This window comes from Advenella sp. S44, assembly GCF_002810445.1.
Classification (GTDB): Bacteria; Pseudomonadota; Gammaproteobacteria; order Burkholderiales; family Burkholderiaceae_B; genus Advenella.
Map to the genome: position 1 here is coordinate 667,156 of NZ_NEXS01000001.1, position 16,911 is coordinate 684,066.

At 55.5% G+C, this 16,911-nt stretch carries 15 protein-coding genes; 11 read left to right on the forward strand and 4 right to left on the reverse strand.

Going from position 1 to position 16,911, the window contains the following annotated elements:
• The first annotated feature begins 47 nt into the window (after nucleotides 1–47).
• Entirely contained in the window at nucleotides 48–1,346 is a 1,299-nt protein-coding gene (locus tag CAP48_RS03115) for an MFS transporter (protein WP_100694527.1), read from the forward strand.
• A gap of 222 nt (nucleotides 1,347–1,568) precedes the next feature.
• Here CAP48_RS03115 and CAP48_RS03120 read toward each other — a convergent pair whose 3' ends face one another.
• Entirely contained in the window at nucleotides 1,569–1,958 is a 390-nt protein-coding gene (locus CAP48_RS03120; protein ID WP_197707225.1) for a putative quinol monooxygenase, read from the reverse strand.
• Between the two features lie 368 nt (nucleotides 1,959–2,326).
• Between CAP48_RS03120 and CAP48_RS03125 the strand changes: the two genes are divergently transcribed.
• On the forward strand, nucleotides 2,327–3,142 hold the full coding sequence (locus CAP48_RS03125; RefSeq protein ID WP_100694528.1) for a helix-turn-helix domain-containing protein: 816 nt from the start codon (nucleotides 2,327–2,329) through the stop codon (nucleotides 3,140–3,142).
• Between the two features lie 47 nt (nucleotides 3,143–3,189).
• On the forward strand, nucleotides 3,190–4,083 hold the full coding sequence (locus CAP48_RS03130) for an arylamine N-acetyltransferase (protein WP_100694529.1): 894 nt from the start codon (nucleotides 3,190–3,192) through the stop codon (nucleotides 4,081–4,083).
• Here CAP48_RS03130 and soxR read toward each other — a convergent pair.
• A complete protein-coding gene (gene soxR, locus CAP48_RS03135) occupies nucleotides 4,009–4,470 on the reverse strand; it encodes a redox-sensitive transcriptional activator SoxR (RefSeq protein WP_100694530.1) in 462 nt (153 codons plus the stop codon). The genes CAP48_RS03130 and soxR overlap by 75 nt on opposite strands.
• 257 nt (nucleotides 4,471–4,727) lie before the next feature.
• On the opposite strand from soxR, the gene CAP48_RS03140 reads away from it, so the two are divergent.
• The 8 genes from CAP48_RS03140 (at nucleotide 4,728) to CAP48_RS03175 (ending at nucleotide 11,902) form a co-directional block, all read left to right on the forward strand.
• Entirely contained in the window at nucleotides 4,728–5,726 is a 999-nt protein-coding gene (locus CAP48_RS03140; protein ID WP_100694531.1) for an MmgE/PrpD family protein, read from the forward strand.
• 132 nt (nucleotides 5,727–5,858) lie between these two features.
• Nucleotides 5,859–6,119 carry a ParD-like family protein gene (locus CAP48_RS03145; protein WP_100694532.1) on the forward strand — a complete coding sequence of 87 codons (261 nt, stop codon included), beginning with the start codon at nucleotides 5,859–5,861 and terminating at the stop codon, nucleotides 6,117–6,119.
• The gene (map, locus tag CAP48_RS03150) at nucleotides 6,116–6,907 is read left to right on the forward strand and encodes a type I methionyl aminopeptidase (RefSeq protein WP_100694533.1); all 792 of its coding nucleotides are present in this window, start codon (nucleotides 6,116–6,118) and stop codon (nucleotides 6,905–6,907) included. Before CAP48_RS03145 ends, map begins: the two co-directional genes overlap by 4 nt.
• Nucleotides 6,908–7,659: 752 nt before the next feature.
• Nucleotides 7,660–8,715 (forward strand): CAP-Gly protein, encoded by a 1,056-nt coding sequence (locus tag CAP48_RS03155; RefSeq protein ID WP_100694534.1) that lies wholly within the window; start codon nucleotides 7,660–7,662, stop codon nucleotides 8,713–8,715.
• Nucleotides 8,716–8,964: 249 nt separating this feature from the next.
• Nucleotides 8,965–9,975: a ketopantoate reductase family protein gene (locus CAP48_RS03160; protein WP_100694535.1), complete on the forward strand. Its 1,011-nt coding sequence runs from the start codon at nucleotides 8,965–8,967 to the stop codon at nucleotides 9,973–9,975.
• Nucleotides 9,976–9,983: 8 nt separating this feature from the next.
• Complete coding sequence (locus CAP48_RS03165; protein WP_100694536.1) at nucleotides 9,984–10,853, forward strand: fumarate hydratase; 870 nt, start codon at nucleotides 9,984–9,986, stop codon at nucleotides 10,851–10,853.
• A gap of 6 nt (nucleotides 10,854–10,859) precedes the next feature.
• On the forward strand, nucleotides 10,860–11,453 hold the full coding sequence (locus CAP48_RS03170; RefSeq protein ID WP_100694537.1) for a fumarate hydratase C-terminal domain-containing protein: 594 nt from the start codon (nucleotides 10,860–10,862) through the stop codon (nucleotides 11,451–11,453).
• An 86-nt stretch (nucleotides 11,454–11,539) separates the two neighbouring features.
• Nucleotides 11,540–11,902 carry a DUF488 domain-containing protein gene (locus CAP48_RS03175; protein ID WP_100694538.1) on the forward strand — a complete coding sequence of 121 codons (363 nt, stop codon included), beginning with the start codon at nucleotides 11,540–11,542 and terminating at the stop codon, nucleotides 11,900–11,902.
• Between the two features lie 142 nt (nucleotides 11,903–12,044).
• Here CAP48_RS03175 and CAP48_RS03180 read toward each other — a convergent pair whose 3' ends face one another.
• A complete protein-coding gene (locus CAP48_RS03180; RefSeq protein ID WP_100694539.1) occupies nucleotides 12,045–14,525 on the reverse strand; it encodes a glucose/quinate/shikimate family membrane-bound PQQ-dependent dehydrogenase in 2,481 nt (826 codons plus the stop codon).
• Between the two features lie 167 nt (nucleotides 14,526–14,692).
• Nucleotides 14,693–16,864, reverse strand: coding sequence for a TonB-dependent receptor domain-containing protein (locus CAP48_RS03185; protein WP_369806319.1), 2,172 nt, complete (start codon nucleotides 16,862–16,864; stop codon nucleotides 14,693–14,695).
• Between the last annotated feature and the right edge of the window lie 47 nt (nucleotides 16,865–16,911).

Sequence of the window (16,911 nt, forward strand, 5' to 3'; positions counted from 1 at the left end):
ATTACAAAGTATTTTAATTTCTATTCTAACCGGTAAAGGACTTCTTCATGCAACCCACCAAGGTTTCGGTGCGCAACCTGACTGCTGCGGTTATCGGCAATGCGCTGGAATGGTACGATTTTCTTGTCTTCGCTTTCATGACGCCGATTATCGCCAGGCTTTTCTTTCCTGTGGACCCATCTGCCAAAAGCGGCGACCTTAACGATATTCTCATGACCACAGCCATTTTTGGTGTGGGTTTTTTCATGAGGCCGGTCGGTGGGGTGATCCTTGGCATGTACGGCGACAGAAAAGGCCGGAAGGCCGCGATGGTGCTGGTGACCTCGCTGATGGCCATATCAATGGCGATCATTACCTTTTCCCCAACTTACCAGACTGCTGGCATTCTGGCCCCGATTCTGATTCTGATCGCGCGCCTGGTCCAGGGTTTTTCTGCCGGCGGCGAATTTGGTACGGCAACGGCATTGCTGATTGAAATGGCGCCGCCGGGCAAACGCGGCTTCTACGGTTCATGGCAAATGACCGGTCAGATGATCGGTCTGCTCATTGGCGCGGCCGCCGGCACCCTGATGACCGTGTATTTCACCCAGGAGGAAATTGAAGCCTGGGCCTGGCGCATTCCGTTTTTTGTGGGGCTCATTATCATTCCGGTGGCAGTTTATATCCGGCAACGACTGGACGAAACCGAAGTGTTTCGCAATGCCAAGAAACAGGAGGCTGCTGATGGCCGCCGTATCACGATTGGCGAACTGCTGGTCAATGCCTGGCGCGAAACCGTGCTTGGTATCGGGCTTGTGGCTGCGGCTACCGTGACTGTCTACATCACGTTTACCTATCTGGTAACGTTCGCAACAAAGATACTGAATTTGCCATTGCAGGAAACGTTTGAAGTGCAGATGCTGGGGGCGTTGTGGGTGGTTATTCTGACGCCTTTGATGGGCATCCTGTCAGATCGCATTGGTCGCAGCAAGCTGTTGATTGGCTCACTGGCACTGTATTTCGTGATTTTGTTTCCCATCTATTCCTGGCTTACGGCAGCGCCAACCATTTCCAAACTGATCGTGGTGCAACTGGCTACCGGCTTGTGTGCGGCTGCATTTTTCGCGGTGTTCAGCACAGTGATGGCCGTATTGTTTCCCACCCGAGTGCGCTCGCTGGGCCTGTCCATCTCGTATAACCTGGCGGTCATGCTCATTGGCGGGTTCGCGCAGTTCATCGTTACCTGGCTGATCCAGCAGACAGGCTCGCCCATGGCTCCAACCTATTATGTGATGTTCGGGGTTGGTCTGGGTCTTGTTGCCGCGATTATACTGGGCAAACGCGCTGACGGCGAGGTGACGCACTGATCACAATTGCCTGCCAATAGCTGGCAAGATGAATGACAAAGGCCACATGGTAGCGATCATGTGGCCTTGTCATTTCAGGTGTGGCACGTTACATCGTTGAGATTACTATTTTTATAGTCAAGCTTACCGTCTGCGCGGAGCCGGCCGCGTGCGGCGCACGGCATCGCAAAAGCAGGCGCTACGCCATGGCCGCAAGGGACGTGTTGCAGCCACGGCATGCTCTCAAATGACCAGGTCGGTCCGCACCGGCTTCCATACCTGAATCTGCCGGGGCTGGTCCAGCAGCTCAGGCAGGGTGTCCCAGAATGCCTTGCGGTAAGGCCTGTGCATCTGCACATTCAACACATCTTCCCGATCCAGCCAGGTTTCATAAAGCATATAAGTTGCGTCTGCGCACGGATCCTGATGCAGTACTGCATTGACGAATGTGTCCTCATCACGCATGGCATCAAGCACCGGTTCCAGCAACCCAAGAAACTGCGCTTGCACGCCTGTTTTCAGATGGAAAATAATGACATAAGTCTCTTCTGTCGGTTGGCTTCTGGACGAGACGAGCGTACGGTGATTTGTTTTTTTGTGTAAATCAGCACTTGATGCAGACAGGTTGGTCATGCGATATTCCTAATATTTTTATCGTGCAATGACAATTGTCATTGAGCGGACAGTGTGCCGTGATTGGCACGGTAGCTTTCACTTTGCTGCAAAACGCGCCTTGTGTCCATTACCCGCAAGGTAATGGTTTCTTGTTAAGGAACACGTTATGCTTTGTCGAACTGGCCGCTTTGGCCTGTGCGGTGCCCCATTTGGCGCGGGATCACTGAGCGGAGAAGTACCCGTTGGAGAGCCAGTGCTCGGCGCTCCACGTGGTGAAGACCGACTTGGCGTCGAACAGCGTAGCGCAGGCCCATTTGGGCCAAACCCGCTTACCGGCCTGGAATCTATCGACACGCTGGCACCGGCCACTTACACCTGCGAATATCATGACACATACGACCGTTGGAGAACTCATACGCGACTGGCGGCTGCGACGGCGCTATAGTCAATTGGCCCTGGCCTGTCTGGCCAATATTTCTGCCAGACATCTGAGCTTCATGGAGACGGGCAGGGCCAAGCCTAGCCGGCAGATGCTTCTGTTGCTCTCGGAATATCTTGAAATCCCGTTGCGCCAACGTAATGAAATGCTGCTTTGCGCCGGATATGCCCCACATTATGCCGAACATGCGATGGACGACGCGCCACTGCAACAAGCGCACAGTGCGATCAAAACGCTGCTGAGTGCGCATGAGCCTTTTCCCGCCATGGCGGTCGATGGACATTGGAATCTGGTGCACGCCAATCATAGCTTGTCGTTATTGCTTGGCGGCGTTGCCCCCGAGTTGTTGGAGCCGCCCGTTAATGTCCTTCGGCTGGGCTTGCATCCGCTGGGGCTGGCATCGCGCATTCTCAATTTCGGTCAGTGGCGTGCCCATTTGCTGCAGCGCTTGCGACGGCAGTATGAACAGACGGCGGATCCGTGGTTGCTTGCGCTGTACGACGAATTGGTCGCCTATCCCACCCCGGACGGCGTGTCAGACCTCTCGCCAGTCGATCATGTCATCGCGGTGCCTTTGCAATTGGAGACAAGCCAAGGTGTGTTGTCTTTGCTTAGCGCCTCCATGACCTTCGGCACCCCGCTGGAGGTGGCGCTGTCGGAGCTGGTGATGGAAATATTTCTGCCGGCCAATCCCGATTCTGTCGTGATCCTGCGCAATCTGGCTTTGCCTGCAGAAGAAGTGGTTGACCTTAATGTAGGTTGAGGTTTTACACTGCCATCGTCATTTATTCTTTTACCCGGAGTGATTAGATGAAGACCCCGCTCACAGATTACAAAATCGATCTGAATGCGTATTTCGACAGAATCGATTACACAGGACCCACAGACCCAACGCTGGAAACGCTTGCGGCGCTCCAGTTGCAACACCAGAAATCCATTCCATTTGAAAATCTTGATCCATTTCTGAACCGGCCGGTCCTGATCGACCTGCCCAGTCTTGAACAAAAACTCGTATTTGGTCAACGCGGGGGATACTGCTACGAGCAGAATTTGCTGTTCTCTCATGTGCTGCATCGCCTGGGCTTTGTCGTATCCAATCTGGTGGCGCGCGTGTTGTGGGATGTAGATGACGATACCGTGACTGCCCGCTCCCACATGCTGTTGCATATCCGGCTGGATCATCGTCCCTATATTGTTGACGTGGGGTTTGGCGGCAATTCAATACCCACGCCCATGGTGATGAATCGGGAGAGCGTACAGCAAACCCGTCATGGCACTTATCGCTGTCAGCTCATTGATGGAGAATACTGGCTACAGGTGCATACCCGCACAGGCTGGCGCAACATGTACCGGTTTGATTTGACCCGCCAGCTTCCCGTGGATTATATCGCGCCGAACTACTACACATCGACGCATGAGGATTCGCATTTTCGTTATTCGATTTTTGCGGCCAGAATTTTCGCCAACGGACGCTATACGCTGCGTGACAATCTGCTGACCACGCGTTATGAGGATGGACAAACCGAGCAGACCGTGCTGAAAAATGCGCAAGCGGCGCAAGCCGTTTTGTACGACGTATTCGGTATTCGCGTGCCCGATACGGCGGCGTTCGAACAAAGATGGGAGCAACTAGCCCACGGGTGGGAAGTGAGCGCCGGGTCCGCTGTCAGACAGCCGGTCCAGGTGGTTGCGCAAGGGGCATGAGGCGATAGACAGGCAACCACACCCGATGCATTCAGTCAGCTGGTCGCGCAGACTGGTCAGTGTCAGGATGCGTTCGGTCAGATCATCATGCCAGACCTGGGACATGCGCTCCCAGTCGGCGGCGCTCGGCGTTCTGCCGCTGGGCAGCGTGGCGAATGCCTCGGCCACTTGCGTCAATGGAATGCCCACCCGCTGCGCAACTTTGAGGATGGCCACCCGTCGCAGCACTTCGCGTTTGTAGCGGCGCTGGTTGCCGCTATTTCTTACGCTGGCGATCAGCCCTTTGCGTTCGTAAAAGTGCAACGCAGATATCGCCACACCGCTGCGCCGTGCGACCTCGCCGACCGACAGCAGTTTCCCATGTTCTTCGATTGTGATCTTTGGCATGCCCGCTCCCGGACCTCAAGTAAAGTTTGGGTATTATATCTGTGATTGGCCCCTTCGGGATCGTGCCGCGCGGGGGTGAACCCATCAGCGTTGCGCTGGTGTGACCGTACGGCACGACGATCTGAAGCCCCTGTTTCTTTCAGGGTCTATAGGTTTCAAAAACATGATCCACATCAAGAAGTGGGCGGATGCCAGTGGCAACAATGCCCAGAATGCTGCAAAATAGCAGTTGTAATTAGAACAAAGCGATTGAGAATATGGCCGATCCGGTGACCGCGCAATTTGCGGAAATCATCAGTAATATGACGTTTGAAAAGGTGCGGGCTTCGGTCCTGGAACAGATTCGCTGGCGTGTGCTCGATGTCCTGGCGGTGGCGCTGACGATGAATATTAATTCAGCGGACGGCGAGCCAGGGCAGCAGGCGTGGGGAGCCGTCTTGTCAGATGCGCCGCAGGTCGATCACAATGCCCTGCGATATTTGCAGGTTCATCCCGTTTTGTCGGCACTGGCCAATGGCGCCATGCTTGATTTGCAGCCGCACAGGCCGCAAGCGCACGGGGGGGCCGCCTCGCTTGATGCGGCGATCATTCCCGCTGCGTGGGCGCAGGTAGAGGCTTGTCAGGGTAGCGGACAGTTGCTCATGAACGCGCTGGCCGCTGGTTACACGGCAACAGAATTGTTAAGTGGCCTTGAACGCAGCAATGGCAATCACGAATGGGACGCGGGCGTCTCCAGTGGAACGGTGGGCGCAGCGGCGGCCGTAGCCAGGGCCCGTAATCTGCCAGCGCCTGCGGTGCTCAATGCAGTCGGCTTCGCTGCCACACAGGCCGCACAGTTGGCGGGAAATGCGACCACAGCCTCGCGCGTAACGGCAGGCCCAGGTTTTTATCGCCCAAGCCGTGATGCCGCAGATCTGCCCGGCCCAGGCCGAGCGGCAATGGATGGAGTGTTGTGTGCCCAAATGGCCGCGCTTGGCGCTCGCTGTCCGAATGCGATGATTGATCAATTGCAGGCGGCCATAGGTACTGTCAACTGTCTCTCGGTCATGACTGATGCCTGGTCCGCCGATACCCAGCGGCTTGCGGCAAAGGTAAAGAAGGAAGCCATAGAGACTTTCCGAAAGCGGGTCTCGGCGGTGATCAGCCCCAGTGAAACCCAGATGTTTATCAATGTGGTACAACGTCTGGAGCACGTAGCGCCGGGCGAACTGATGTTGCATCTGATTAGCCGGATCCGTTCGCGTCTGGATTCCTGAGTTCGCGACACACCCGCATATCATGATATACTAAATGTATACGTTTCATATAATGCGTTCCGTAACGGGACCACTGTATAGTGGCGTGGCCTTGGTGGTCGCGCCATTTTTATTTTCAATAGCGGACAAATCATGGGTATTGTAAAAATTTCCGATCAGATGCATGAAAACCTGCGTCTTGCCAGTACGGCGCTAAGCCGTTCCATCAACGCCCAGGCCGAGCACTGGATGCGCATCGGTATGCTGGCTGAAATGTATCCCGATCTGGACCACAGCGATCTTTGTCGTTTGCTGGTGCAGGCAGGGCAGTCTGGTTCACTGGATCTGGGCGCTATCTCTACGATGAACACCACGTCGATTCGCGCCGGCGCACGCTCAGGAGCACGCCAATGAGCGGCCGCGTTTCCATCAAAAGTGAGCAGGACATCGCCAAGGCACGTATTGCCGGCGGGCTTGCCGCCGATGTGCTGCACATGATTGCTCCCCATGTCAAACCGGGCGTTACCACCGATGATCTGGACCGTTTGTGCAACGATTATATTGTGAACGTTCAGAACACCATCCCGGCCAACGTCGGTTATCACGGTTTTCCCAAAACCATTTGTACCTCGGTCAACCATGTTATCTGTCATGGTATTCCGTCAGATAAAGTATTGCGCAATGGCGATATCATCAATATTGACGTCGCCATTATCAAGGACGGCTGGTACGGAGACACCAGTCGCATGTATTTTGTAGGCGAACCCGGTCCGCTGGCCAGGCGCCTTGTTCATACGACCTATGAGGCCATGGTGGCCGGGATCCGCCAGGTACGTCCTGGTGCAACTCTGGGCGACGTAGGATATGCCATTCAGAATGTCGCCCATCGCGAAGGCTTCAGTATTGTGCGCGAATACTGCGGTCACGGTATCGGCCAGATTTATCACGACGATCCGCAGGTGCTGCACTATGGCCGTCGGGGCGAAGGGCTCAGGCTGCAGGAAGGCATGATGTTCACCATTGAACCCATGATCAATTCAGGCAAACGGCACTCGCGGCAGCTTGCCGACGGCTGGACCGTGGTGACTAAAGACCATTCGCTGTCGGCGCAGTGGGAGCATATGGTCGTGGTCACGGCCAACGGGTTTGAAGTGCTCACACCCTGGCCGGAAGATGTAGAGGGATACGAGGCCATTCGTTGAGTGTCTGTCGCGCAAAAAGACAAGCCCCCGTCGATCGTTGCCGTTTCGGGCAGACGACGGGGGGCAATACACCTCCAAGAGATAGGATTTGGCTTTCGTAGGTGTATGTCTATATATTAATTGATCCATTTATCTTGCCAAATAGCAGCGCCGGGCCTTTTTGTAACGAAAAGGAACCTTGGCAAGAGAAGACTTCAATAAACGTAGTCAGCATCCCTCCGAGGTCTACGCACTGTCGTCAGACCCGCGTCTCTGGTCCTGGCAGGGCAACCGACACAACAATTAGAATAAAGACGCTGTGCCAGACGATGCCTAACGTGGCCGCTTTGCCGCGTTATAAAGTCAATTGAAGTGGATTAGGCGAACTTGCAAACGGTATAAAAAGAAATGCGCTGACCTGTTCTGTCCAAAACTGAAGCTTGGCTGGTATCTTCGATCAGGTAAGTCACGAATATTTCAGTTGTGGTAAATAGTGCCCGCCCGTCATAACGCATATTTCTGTGTCACGCCGCCTAAAAGTATCGGTACAGAATTCGTAACATTTGCGTTCGATATCCGTAATTGTTTGCAGTAGTATGAATTAACGCTGATGGCCGGATCGGGCCGCACAACAGAATGTCGCCAACTCTGGACAGGCGCAGCAGACAGCCAAAAAATGATAATACAGACTGCTTGTTTATAACTCTCTTATTGGTTACGCGCATCGCGGTGTAGCCCTGCTTGGTTTCACGTAGCAAAGTCAAGGAGATAACATGATAGAAACTGAAATTACCAACGAACGTCATCGAGTATCCTGGGGAAGCATCTTTGGGGGCATGGTTGCCACTTTGGCGATCTCTGCCCTGCTATCGTTGTTGGGGGCCGGCCTCGGGCTCAGCTCGATAGATATTGCCAACACAGACGTAGCGGACGGTATTGGAACCGGCACGCTGGTATATACAGCGGTATCAGTCCTGCTCAGTTTCGCAGCCGGCGGTTATATCGCTGGGCGCCTGACCAGCATAGAAGGCGCCGTACATGGTTTCCTGGCATGGGCAATATCGGTATTGGTTGCGTTTATATTAAGTGGAATGCTGATCAGTTCAACTCTCAGTACGGTGTCCAGTGCAGTCGGCACGGTCGCATCGGCCACCGGCAGCGTGGTTTCGGGCACTGCATCAGCCGTCGGCAAGGGAGTCTCAGAAGCGTCTTCAATGGTGAAAGATTCATTCGAAGAGCTCGATGTGGATATGGGCACGCAAGCGCAACGTGCGTCTTCCGACGTACAGAACGTACTTGTTCAAAGCCGCATACCGGAGCTACAGCCCGGGTATCTGGAAGACCAGTTGAAAGCCGTCAGGAATGATGTGGCCCAGGCTGGCAAAAAAGCGATTGCCAATCCCGACGACATTGACGCAATCACCAAGCAATTGATGGACAAGGTCAAAGCCAGGGGCGAAGCACTAAGCCAGAAAATTGATAAAGAGGAGCTTTCAACCGCATTTGTCAATGTCAATGGCATGAGCCGGCCAGAAGCTGATCAGGCTGCGGACGAGGTCATCCAGACTCGGGATGAAGCAGTCAAATCATTCCAGGAAGGATTGGATGCGTTGAACAAAAACGTTGAACAAATGAAGGTCAAACTTGAAGAGGCAAAACAACAAGCGCTTGAACAGGCTGAAAGGGCCAAGGAAGCCGCCGCAAAAGCAGCGATCTGGTCATTCGTCTCTTTGGTTATCGCAGCAATCATTTCCTCCATTCTCGGACATATCGGCGCAATCAACACCCGTCGTCGTCATGCCGTTGTCGTTGACCGCGAAATACGCTAAAACGATAGCGAGAAAATAACGTAGCAAAGAAGTGTCATGTGCTTATGCATCGGTTCGGTGACCGACTGCATAAGCACATTTGTGTTGGTATGGGCACAACGGCAAATGTCACGCTTTTTCATAAAGGTCAATAACGTAATCTATTGACTTATAAACGGTCGTGTTCTAGTATAGATTGCATCAAGACAGGCGCGTGCGTTTGTTCGCTATGGCAGTCGTCATACAAACTGCGGCATCCAGGAAGGGAATATGAGTTCACAGGACAAAACGAAAATCTGCGTCATTGGCGCCGGCGCTATCGGCGGGTATCTGGGAGTGAGACTGGCCAATAGCGGCGCTCTGGTAAGCGTGCTGGCCCGGGGCCAGACTTTGCAATCCATAAAAGAGCGTGGCTGGATACTGGAGGATGGACAGCAGCGGATGGTGGCCAAGGTTAACGCGGCATCAGACGCCGCAGAACTCGGTCCGCAAGATATCGTTATTATCAGCGTCAAGGCCCATGCGCTGGCCGACATTGCCGCCATGGTGCCTGCTCTGTGCCATGCACAGACAATGATCATTCCGGCCGTTAACGGGATTCCATGGTGGTTTACGCAAGGCCTGGACAATGCTGATTTGCCTGGGCAATTGGACGCCCTGGATCCGCAAGGTTTAATCGCCCACGCTGTGGATACGCAACGGATCATCGGCTGCGTGGTGTATCCGTCCTGCTATAGCCCCGAACCCGGCGTGTCGCATCATAGCTCGGGTAACCGGCTGGTGTTCGGCGAAATTAGTCGTCATGCGCAAGCAGCAGATCCGGCAAGAGTGGATCATGTAGTCAGTCTGTTTAGCGCAGCAGGCCTGGCGGCAGAGAAAACACCGGACATTCGTACTGCTGTCTGGGAAAAGCTATTGGGCAACGCCTGTTTCAATCCGGTAAGCATGCTTACCGGCTCGTCAACCGATTTGATGATCGACGACGCGGATATTAACCGTCTGTTTGTCGCCCTGATGACCGAAGTCATCGCGGTGGGCGCGGCAATGAACATACGCGTAAGCGTGACACCACAGCAGCGTCTGGCGGTGACGCGCAAGCTTGGCGGCGTCAAGACCTCGATGTTGCAGGATGCAGAAGCGGGACGTCCGGTCGAAATAGATGCCATCCTGGGAGCGTTTGTTGAACTGGCTGCCGGGCTGGGGATAGCGACACCAACGGCAGACACTATCTATGCACTGGCACGTATGCGGGCCCGAACCTTCGGATTGCTTAAACATTAAGAGACATAATGGCCATTACATTTGAAACGATAAAACAGGTGACCGCGCAGCTTTATGAGCGGTCACTCAAGCAAATCCCGGACGACACCCGCCAGGCGCTGGTGCAGGCGGGCTTTCGCGAAACCAATGAGACCGGTCGCCGAACGCTGCAAATTATGGTCCAAAGTGCAGATGCGGCTCGCAGTAACCAGTCACTGGTCTGTTCCGACTCCGGCGTGCCGGTTTATTTTATACAGATCGGCACGCAGGCGCGATTTGCGGGGAATGTGAAACAGGCCATTGAAGAAGGGTTCGCGGATCTGGTGGCCACGACCAATCCGCCATTGTTGCCGCATGTGACCAATCCCCTAACGCTTGAGCGCGGCTACCAGGGCAAGGGCATGCCTATTACCACGTTCGATCTGGTGGACGGCGCCGACTTTATCGACATTACCTGTTCTCCCAAAGCGTTGGGCTCGGGGCGCTGGGCGGCACTGGAAATATTCAGTTTTCCCGATCTGGCGACCATAGAAAACTTCGTCATGGAAACGGTTGTGAAGGCCGGGTCGCAACCCTGTCCGCCAGTGGTCATTGGCGTTGGCATTGGCGGCTCGTTCGATTATGCGGCCAAGATGGCCAAGGAAGCGACGCTGCGAAAAATAGGCACAGTCAATACAGAACCCATTCTGGTCGACATGGAAGCCCGGTTGCTGGAGCGCATTAACAAAACCGGATTCGGTCCCATGGGTACGGGCGGTGATAGCACGTCCATGGCGGTGCATATCAACTACTGCGCCGGCCATGGTTTTACGCCGGTCGCGGTCTGCTTTAACTGCTGGATCAATCGCCGAACGCGGGCGCGTTGTTATAACGACGGTCGTATCGAAATGATGGAGTAAACAGAGATGGCCATTACCACGCATCGCATGACGTTCCCGCTGACTGCCGAAGATGCCCGTACACTGCAAGCGGGCGACCAGGTCATTATTGATGGTGAGATCATCATTACTGCCGGTCTGCCCACACACGCGCGTTTTCTGGATTGCCTGGATGGCAAGGATTCTTTTCCGATGGATCTGCATGGCGCCTCCCTGTTCCACCTGGGTAGTTATAGCCAGGAAACCGCCGGGAAATTTGAGATTCTGTATATCAATCCGACCACAAGCACCCGGTTCAATCCGCATATGCCCCGGCTGATTCGCGAACTGCAACTACACGCGACCGGAGGCAAGGGCGGCCTGGATCAGGCCAGCGCCCGTGCCATGCAAGAGGCTGGCTGCGTTTATCTGTCTTTTCTGGGGGGCGGCTGTACATTACTGAGCCAAGCTATCCAGGAAGTGCTGGAGGTGGGCTGGACCGACATGCTCACCCACTATCGCGTGGTGCGCCTGAAGGTAAAAGGCCTGGGGCCGGTAACTGTGGGTATCGACGCACATGGCAACAACCTGTATGCGCAGATTCACGAAGCGGCGCAGCAACAACTTAGCAAAGGGGCTTAGTACTATCGGCAATCGCATGTATTTCGGGCAGGCTAAAATAACAATAATAAACAGGCCCGCAAGCATGATGCGACAGGAGGACGATAATGAAAAAAGACCGGATCCAGACCAAGCGTGTCTACGACGAACCGCAAGATAACGATGGTTATCGGGTGCTGGTAGATCGGCTATGGCCGCGAGGAATAAAAAAAGAAGATCTGAAACATGATCTTTGGCTCAAGGACGTCGCGCCCAGCGCGCCGTTGCGTAAATGGTTTCACGAGAACAAGGACCAGTGGACGGAATTTACCAAACGCTACTGCGCTGAACTGGACGAGGAACCAGATGCCGTGCAGCAACTGATAGACAGATTGCGCCAGCGGCGCGTGACCCTTCTGTATGCGGCAAAAGACGAGCAGCACAACAATGCAAATGTGTTACGGAACTACTTGCTTGCTTATGTGAAATAAGCTCAAAACACTCCCAATAACGCCGTCTATGACGGTGGCTATTGGGAGTGTTTATCGAAGCGGTTTACAGAGACTGTTTTATAGAAGCTGTTTGGCAATGCGTTGATGCCAGGCAGAACTATCAGCCGCGTTGGTTCATCTGCTATTGCTCCTTGCGTGCATCATCCGGCAACGCATAGGCAATAATGTAGTCGCCCCGGTCAGGAGACTGCCTGGCTCCGCCTGCGTTAATCAGAATATACTGCTTGCCGGTCTTTGGAGACACGTAAGACATGGGCCCGGACTGGCTCCCGACGGGCAGACGGGATTTCCAGATTTCCTTGCCGGTGGCCGAATCATAGGCGCGCAGGTAAAAGTCTTGCGTACCCGCAAAAAATAGCAATCCGGCCTGGGTCGCCAGCGATGGGCCCAGTGTGGGCATGCCCACAGGAATAGGCATGCCCATGCGGATGCCCAGTGGCCCGGTGTCCTGCACTGTCCCGACGGGCACCTGCCAAACGATCTTGCGGGTTTTCAGATCAATGGCGGTCATGGTGCCGAAAGGCGGCTTCTGGCAGGGAACCCCCAACTGGGACAGGAAGCGTTCACGCATGGCGCCGTAGGGCGTCCCATCCTGGGGAACAACACCCATCTCGATACCGCTGGCACCAGCTGCTACTTGGTCGCGCGGGATCATGTAATTGGCCAGACCCAGCCGCATGTCATTGACAAACATATAGTTGGTGGTCGGATCCACCGAGACGCCGCCCCAGTTCATGCCGCCCAGAGAACCCGGAAACTGCAGTGCACGATCTTCGCCGGGTGGCGTGTATACGCCCTCGTGACGCATGCCCTTGAACTGGATCCGGCACAGCAATTGATCAAACGCCGTGGCGCCCCACATATCGGATTCTTTTAAGGTCTGGTTACCGATGGAGGGCATGCCCACCGAGAAGGGCTGGGTTGCGGAATAACGCTCGCCTTCGAGATTGCCTTGGGGCACCGGTTTTTCCTGAACTTGCGCCAATGGCTGGCCGCTTACGCGGTCCAGCATGAAGATTTCGCCCTGTTTGGTCACTTGCACCAGCGCAAAGTGCGTACCGCCCTTGCCGTCGGGAATGTCATAAAGCAGCGGTTGTGCCGGCAGGTCGAAATCCCATAAGTCGTGGTGGGTGGTCTGGAAATGCCAGCGGACCTTGCCGGTTTTGACATCGAGCGCGACAATCGAAGAACTGTATTTATCATCCAGTTCGGTGCGCTGGCCCGCGTAAAAATCCGGTGTGGCGTTGCCGGTAGGCAAATAGGCCAGGCCCAACTTGGGATCATAGGACATGGCGGACCACACGTTCGGTGTGCCACGGGTATAGGTCTGTCCTTCCGGTGGTGCGCCGGTGATTTCAGGATTGCCCGGGTCCCAGGCCCATTCGAGGTTGCCCGAAATGACGTTGAAGGCACGCACCACGCCCGGTGGCTCGTCCACGGCAAAGTTGTCGGCCACGCGTCCGCCTACAATTACCAGGTTGCCAGCGACCAGTGGTGGAGACGTTTGTTGATAGTAGCCCTCTTTGACTTCGCCCATGCCCACCTTCAGGTCCACCGTGCCCATATTGCCAAATTCCGTGCAGGGTTGGCCATTATCGGCATTGATTGCAATCAGACGAGCATCGGTGGTGGGCAAAAACAGACGTCGCGCGCAGCTGACCGCGTTGGCGGGCTGGCTATCCGGCGTCGTGCCGTCCGGACCAGTGCCATCCGGTGCAGCGGTCCCCTGATCCTTGGCCAGTTCCGCGCTTTGTGCGCTGGCCTGCGCGATCGTGTCAACGCTGGCGGTAGCGTCGAAATAACCCAGGCCACGGCAACGCTGCCAATTAGGCGCTGTGGCTTTTGAATCGTAGCGCCATTTTTCCTTGCCGGTATCGACATCCAGTGCCAGCACCTTGCTGTAGGGGGTACACACATACAGGGTATCGCCGATCTGCAACGGTGTATTCTGGTCTTCGGCGCCCGATCCGGTACTTTGCGGGATATCGCCCGTGTGGGCTGTCCATGCCACTTCCAGCTTGCCGATATTGTTCTTGTTGATCTGATCTGTGGCGACAAAACGTGTACCACTCGTGGTGTTGCCCCAGTGCTCCCAGTTTGTGGACTTGTCATCGGTATTGACTTTGGTGACCGTGGCAACGGTATCTGCCTGGATAACCGATTTGGGAAAGAAGAAGAGGGCGAAGGTCGCGACAATGCCGATGGTCAACGCAATGCTGGCCCATCGCGTAACACGGCAGGGCGATTTGCCCTGCGCGCGGCGAAGTGTCGGGACGACCAGTGTGACCAGCAAGGCCAGCACGGCGAAGGCAAAGATACGCGCCACCAGTGGCCAGAACTCCCAGCCGGCCTCCCACACCGCCCAGACGATGGTGGCAATAAACGCGATCGCATAAAGCCAGGCGCCGACAAGATTGCGTTTCATAATCAGATAGCCTGACAGCAGCAACGCCAATCCCATGAGGATGTAATACACGCTGCCGCCCAGCACTGCAAGCCAGGCACCCGCGCCGGCCATAAAGACGCCACACAGAATTATGAGTACACCCACCAGTGTCAGGCCGATACCGGCAATGCCGGATACGGGTTTGCGATCATCCATTGTATTCCCCTCTTGAAACAGACAACTTAACAACAATTATTCTGGGGCCGCGAGGTTGCCGGTCGCGTCATGTAACGCAAGTCCGTGACCAACGCCGCAGTTGGCGCGCATGACCCGACCGGCAGTGCGATGCCGTTTGCAGCGGGCGCCGATAAGTCATTCTAACGCTAAAATTGATAACTGACACTCAGACCTGCGGTCCAGTTTCTGCCGGGCGCAGGCTCGTAATAACGGTTGTTTGCATCGTTGATGATGACAGATCCGGCATAACGTGCTTTGAAAACGTTATCGAGTCGCGCGAAAGCATTCAGTGTCCAGTGATCCTGTTTCCAGGTGTAGCCCGTGTGCAGGCCGGTTACGACAGCAGACGCCGTAGACTCGCTGTTTTGATCGTTCACGTACACTTTGCCCAGGTAGTCGACATCAATGCCGCCGTTCCATCCCTGTTCCGGTTGCCACGCCAGCGACGCCGATGCCGTGTTGCGGGCAATACCCGGAATCAGGTTGCCTGCGCCAATTTCCGGGTTGCTGTCCGAGCAGGGTCCCGAGCAGAAGTCGTCGCGATAACGTGCGTGCAGGTAGGTATAAGACAGGCGCGTGTACAGATCGCGGTAAAGCTGAGCATTCCAGGCCAGTTCGACCCCGTCGCGCAAGGTGCGTCCCGCATTCTGATAGGTGGTTCGTCCGCCCGAGGCGCCGGCGTTGACAATCTCATCCTTGGTATAAGTGCGAAAAACGGCGGCAGTCAGTTCTCCGTTGCCGACGTTAGCCTTCAGCCCTGCCTCCAGCGTGGTATTGATTGACGGCTTCAGGCCAAAGTTAAGGCCAGGCTCGTCATCGCTGCGGTAGGATAATTCGTTGAAAGTGGGCGTCTCAAAGCCGCGGCCTGCTGTGACATAGAATGACAGGTCTGGCGTTGCCTGAAAATTCAACGCAACTACAGGCAGCAATTTGCTGTAGTTGGCGGTTCCACTATCGTCTGCGTTGCCTGGCGTGATATAGCGGTCAGACGACTTAAAGTGGACGTTGCTGTAGCGCAGGCCGGCATCCAGTGTCCATTGCTCGGCAAAGTTCCACGATGCCTGTATGTAGGGATCCAGGTTCCAGACATTGTTGATTTCGTTGCGACGCAGATTGCCTTGAACGCCAAGCTGATCGCCAATGAAGTTTTCGTAGCCCTTGCGCGCTTCGCGCATCGTATCCCAGGCCACGCCTGCCACCAGGGTGAGAGGCCTGTCGGCCAGGGAAACACGGGACGTCAGTCGGATGTCCGCGCCCCCGTATTGCCTTTTAAGCCAGATCACGCCGCCTGAATGCGATGGCGCCCGTTGAGGGGCGATCGGAATGGACAGAAACTGTCGGGTTTCACGCTGGCCGTAATAGCCCATGACGCGCAGATCGGTCCGGTCCGATAGCGCCTGCTCATAGACCAGCCCGCCCTGAGTCTGCTTGGTGGTTTTGCGTACGTTATAGGTTTTGGCGTTGGGAGACGAAGAGCGCGGATCGTTATCGAATTCTTCACGTGTCAGCCCCTGCGGATCCTGCGCCGATACATCGACATGATTGAGCAGCAGGCTCAGGTGGCCGGTGTCGCCCACGCGCATGCCGAGTTTGGCGTTGACCTGGTTTTTCTCGGCCCTGCTGTGCTCTCGATAGCCGTCTGTGCTGAAGTGATTGGTGCTAAGCACATAGTCAATGGCGCCGGGTCCGTCGCCGCGCGACCCTGCGGCTTTCATGCCATAACGCTGTTGCCCGTCGCTGCCGGCGGCAAAAGACGGGGTCAGGGTGAGCGGCCCGTCACCGGTTTCGGTCTCGGTCAGCAGCACACCGCCTGACGAGTTGCCATAGAGCGTGGAAAATGGGCCTCGCAACACCTCGGCCGATGCAATGGAGGACAGGTCAATATTTGAGGTCTGTCCCTGTCCATCAGGCATGGTGGCCGGAATGCCATCTACATAAAGGCGAATGCCGCGTACGCCAAATGCCGAGCGAGCGCCGAAGCCGCGAATACCCACTTGCAAGTCCTGCGCATAGTTTTGCCTGTTGCGCACCGTGAGCCCCGGTATCCCGCGCAAGCCTTCGGAAAGATTGACCTGCAACTGGTTCGAGCGGATTTGCGCGCCATCAATGACGCTGACCGAAGCCGGGATTTCGCTTGTGGGGCGGTCCATACGGGTGCTGACAGCCATAATGGGTGACAACTGGGTGACGGGCGCGTCAGCGGACGACTCCGGTTCAGCGGTGACCGCTTCTGCGGGCGCGGTTACCGGCTGGGCCACGGCGGCGCATGTGCCGGCGAACAGCGAAAAAAGACATCCGGCGAGAACCGCTGGCTTCAAGGGTGGCGAACTCATAGTCAAACTCACGCAGAATAAAGGGTCAGAAT

Coding starts and splice junctions, on each gene's coding strand:
- CAP48_RS03115 (WP_100694527.1), top strand. CDS start 48: ATGCAACCCACCAAGGTTTCGGTGCGCAACCTGACTGCTGCGGTTATC.
- CAP48_RS03120 (WP_197707225.1), bottom strand. CDS start 1,958: ATGACCAACCTGTCTGCATCAAGTGCTGATTTACACAAAAAAACAAAT.
- CAP48_RS03125 (WP_100694528.1), top strand. CDS start 2,327: ATGACACATACGACCGTTGGAGAACTCATACGCGACTGGCGGCTGCGA.
- CAP48_RS03130 (WP_100694529.1), top strand. CDS start 3,190: ATGAAGACCCCGCTCACAGATTACAAAATCGATCTGAATGCGTATTTC.
- soxR (WP_100694530.1), bottom strand. CDS start 4,470: ATGCCAAAGATCACAATCGAAGAACATGGGAAACTGCTGTCGGTCGGC.
- CAP48_RS03140 (WP_100694531.1), top strand. CDS start 4,728: ATGGCCGATCCGGTGACCGCGCAATTTGCGGAAATCATCAGTAATATG.
- CAP48_RS03145 (WP_100694532.1), top strand. CDS start 5,859: ATGGGTATTGTAAAAATTTCCGATCAGATGCATGAAAACCTGCGTCTT.
- map (WP_100694533.1), top strand. CDS start 6,116: ATGAGCGGCCGCGTTTCCATCAAAAGTGAGCAGGACATCGCCAAGGCA.
- CAP48_RS03155 (WP_100694534.1), top strand. CDS start 7,660: ATGATAGAAACTGAAATTACCAACGAACGTCATCGAGTATCCTGGGGA.
- CAP48_RS03160 (WP_100694535.1), top strand. CDS start 8,965: ATGAGTTCACAGGACAAAACGAAAATCTGCGTCATTGGCGCCGGCGCT.
- CAP48_RS03165 (WP_100694536.1), top strand. CDS start 9,984: ATGGCCATTACATTTGAAACGATAAAACAGGTGACCGCGCAGCTTTAT.
- CAP48_RS03170 (WP_100694537.1), top strand. CDS start 10,860: ATGGCCATTACCACGCATCGCATGACGTTCCCGCTGACTGCCGAAGAT.
- CAP48_RS03175 (WP_100694538.1), top strand. CDS start 11,540: ATGAAAAAAGACCGGATCCAGACCAAGCGTGTCTACGACGAACCGCAA.
- CAP48_RS03180 (WP_100694539.1), bottom strand. CDS start 14,525: ATGGATGATCGCAAACCCGTATCCGGCATTGCCGGTATCGGCCTGACA.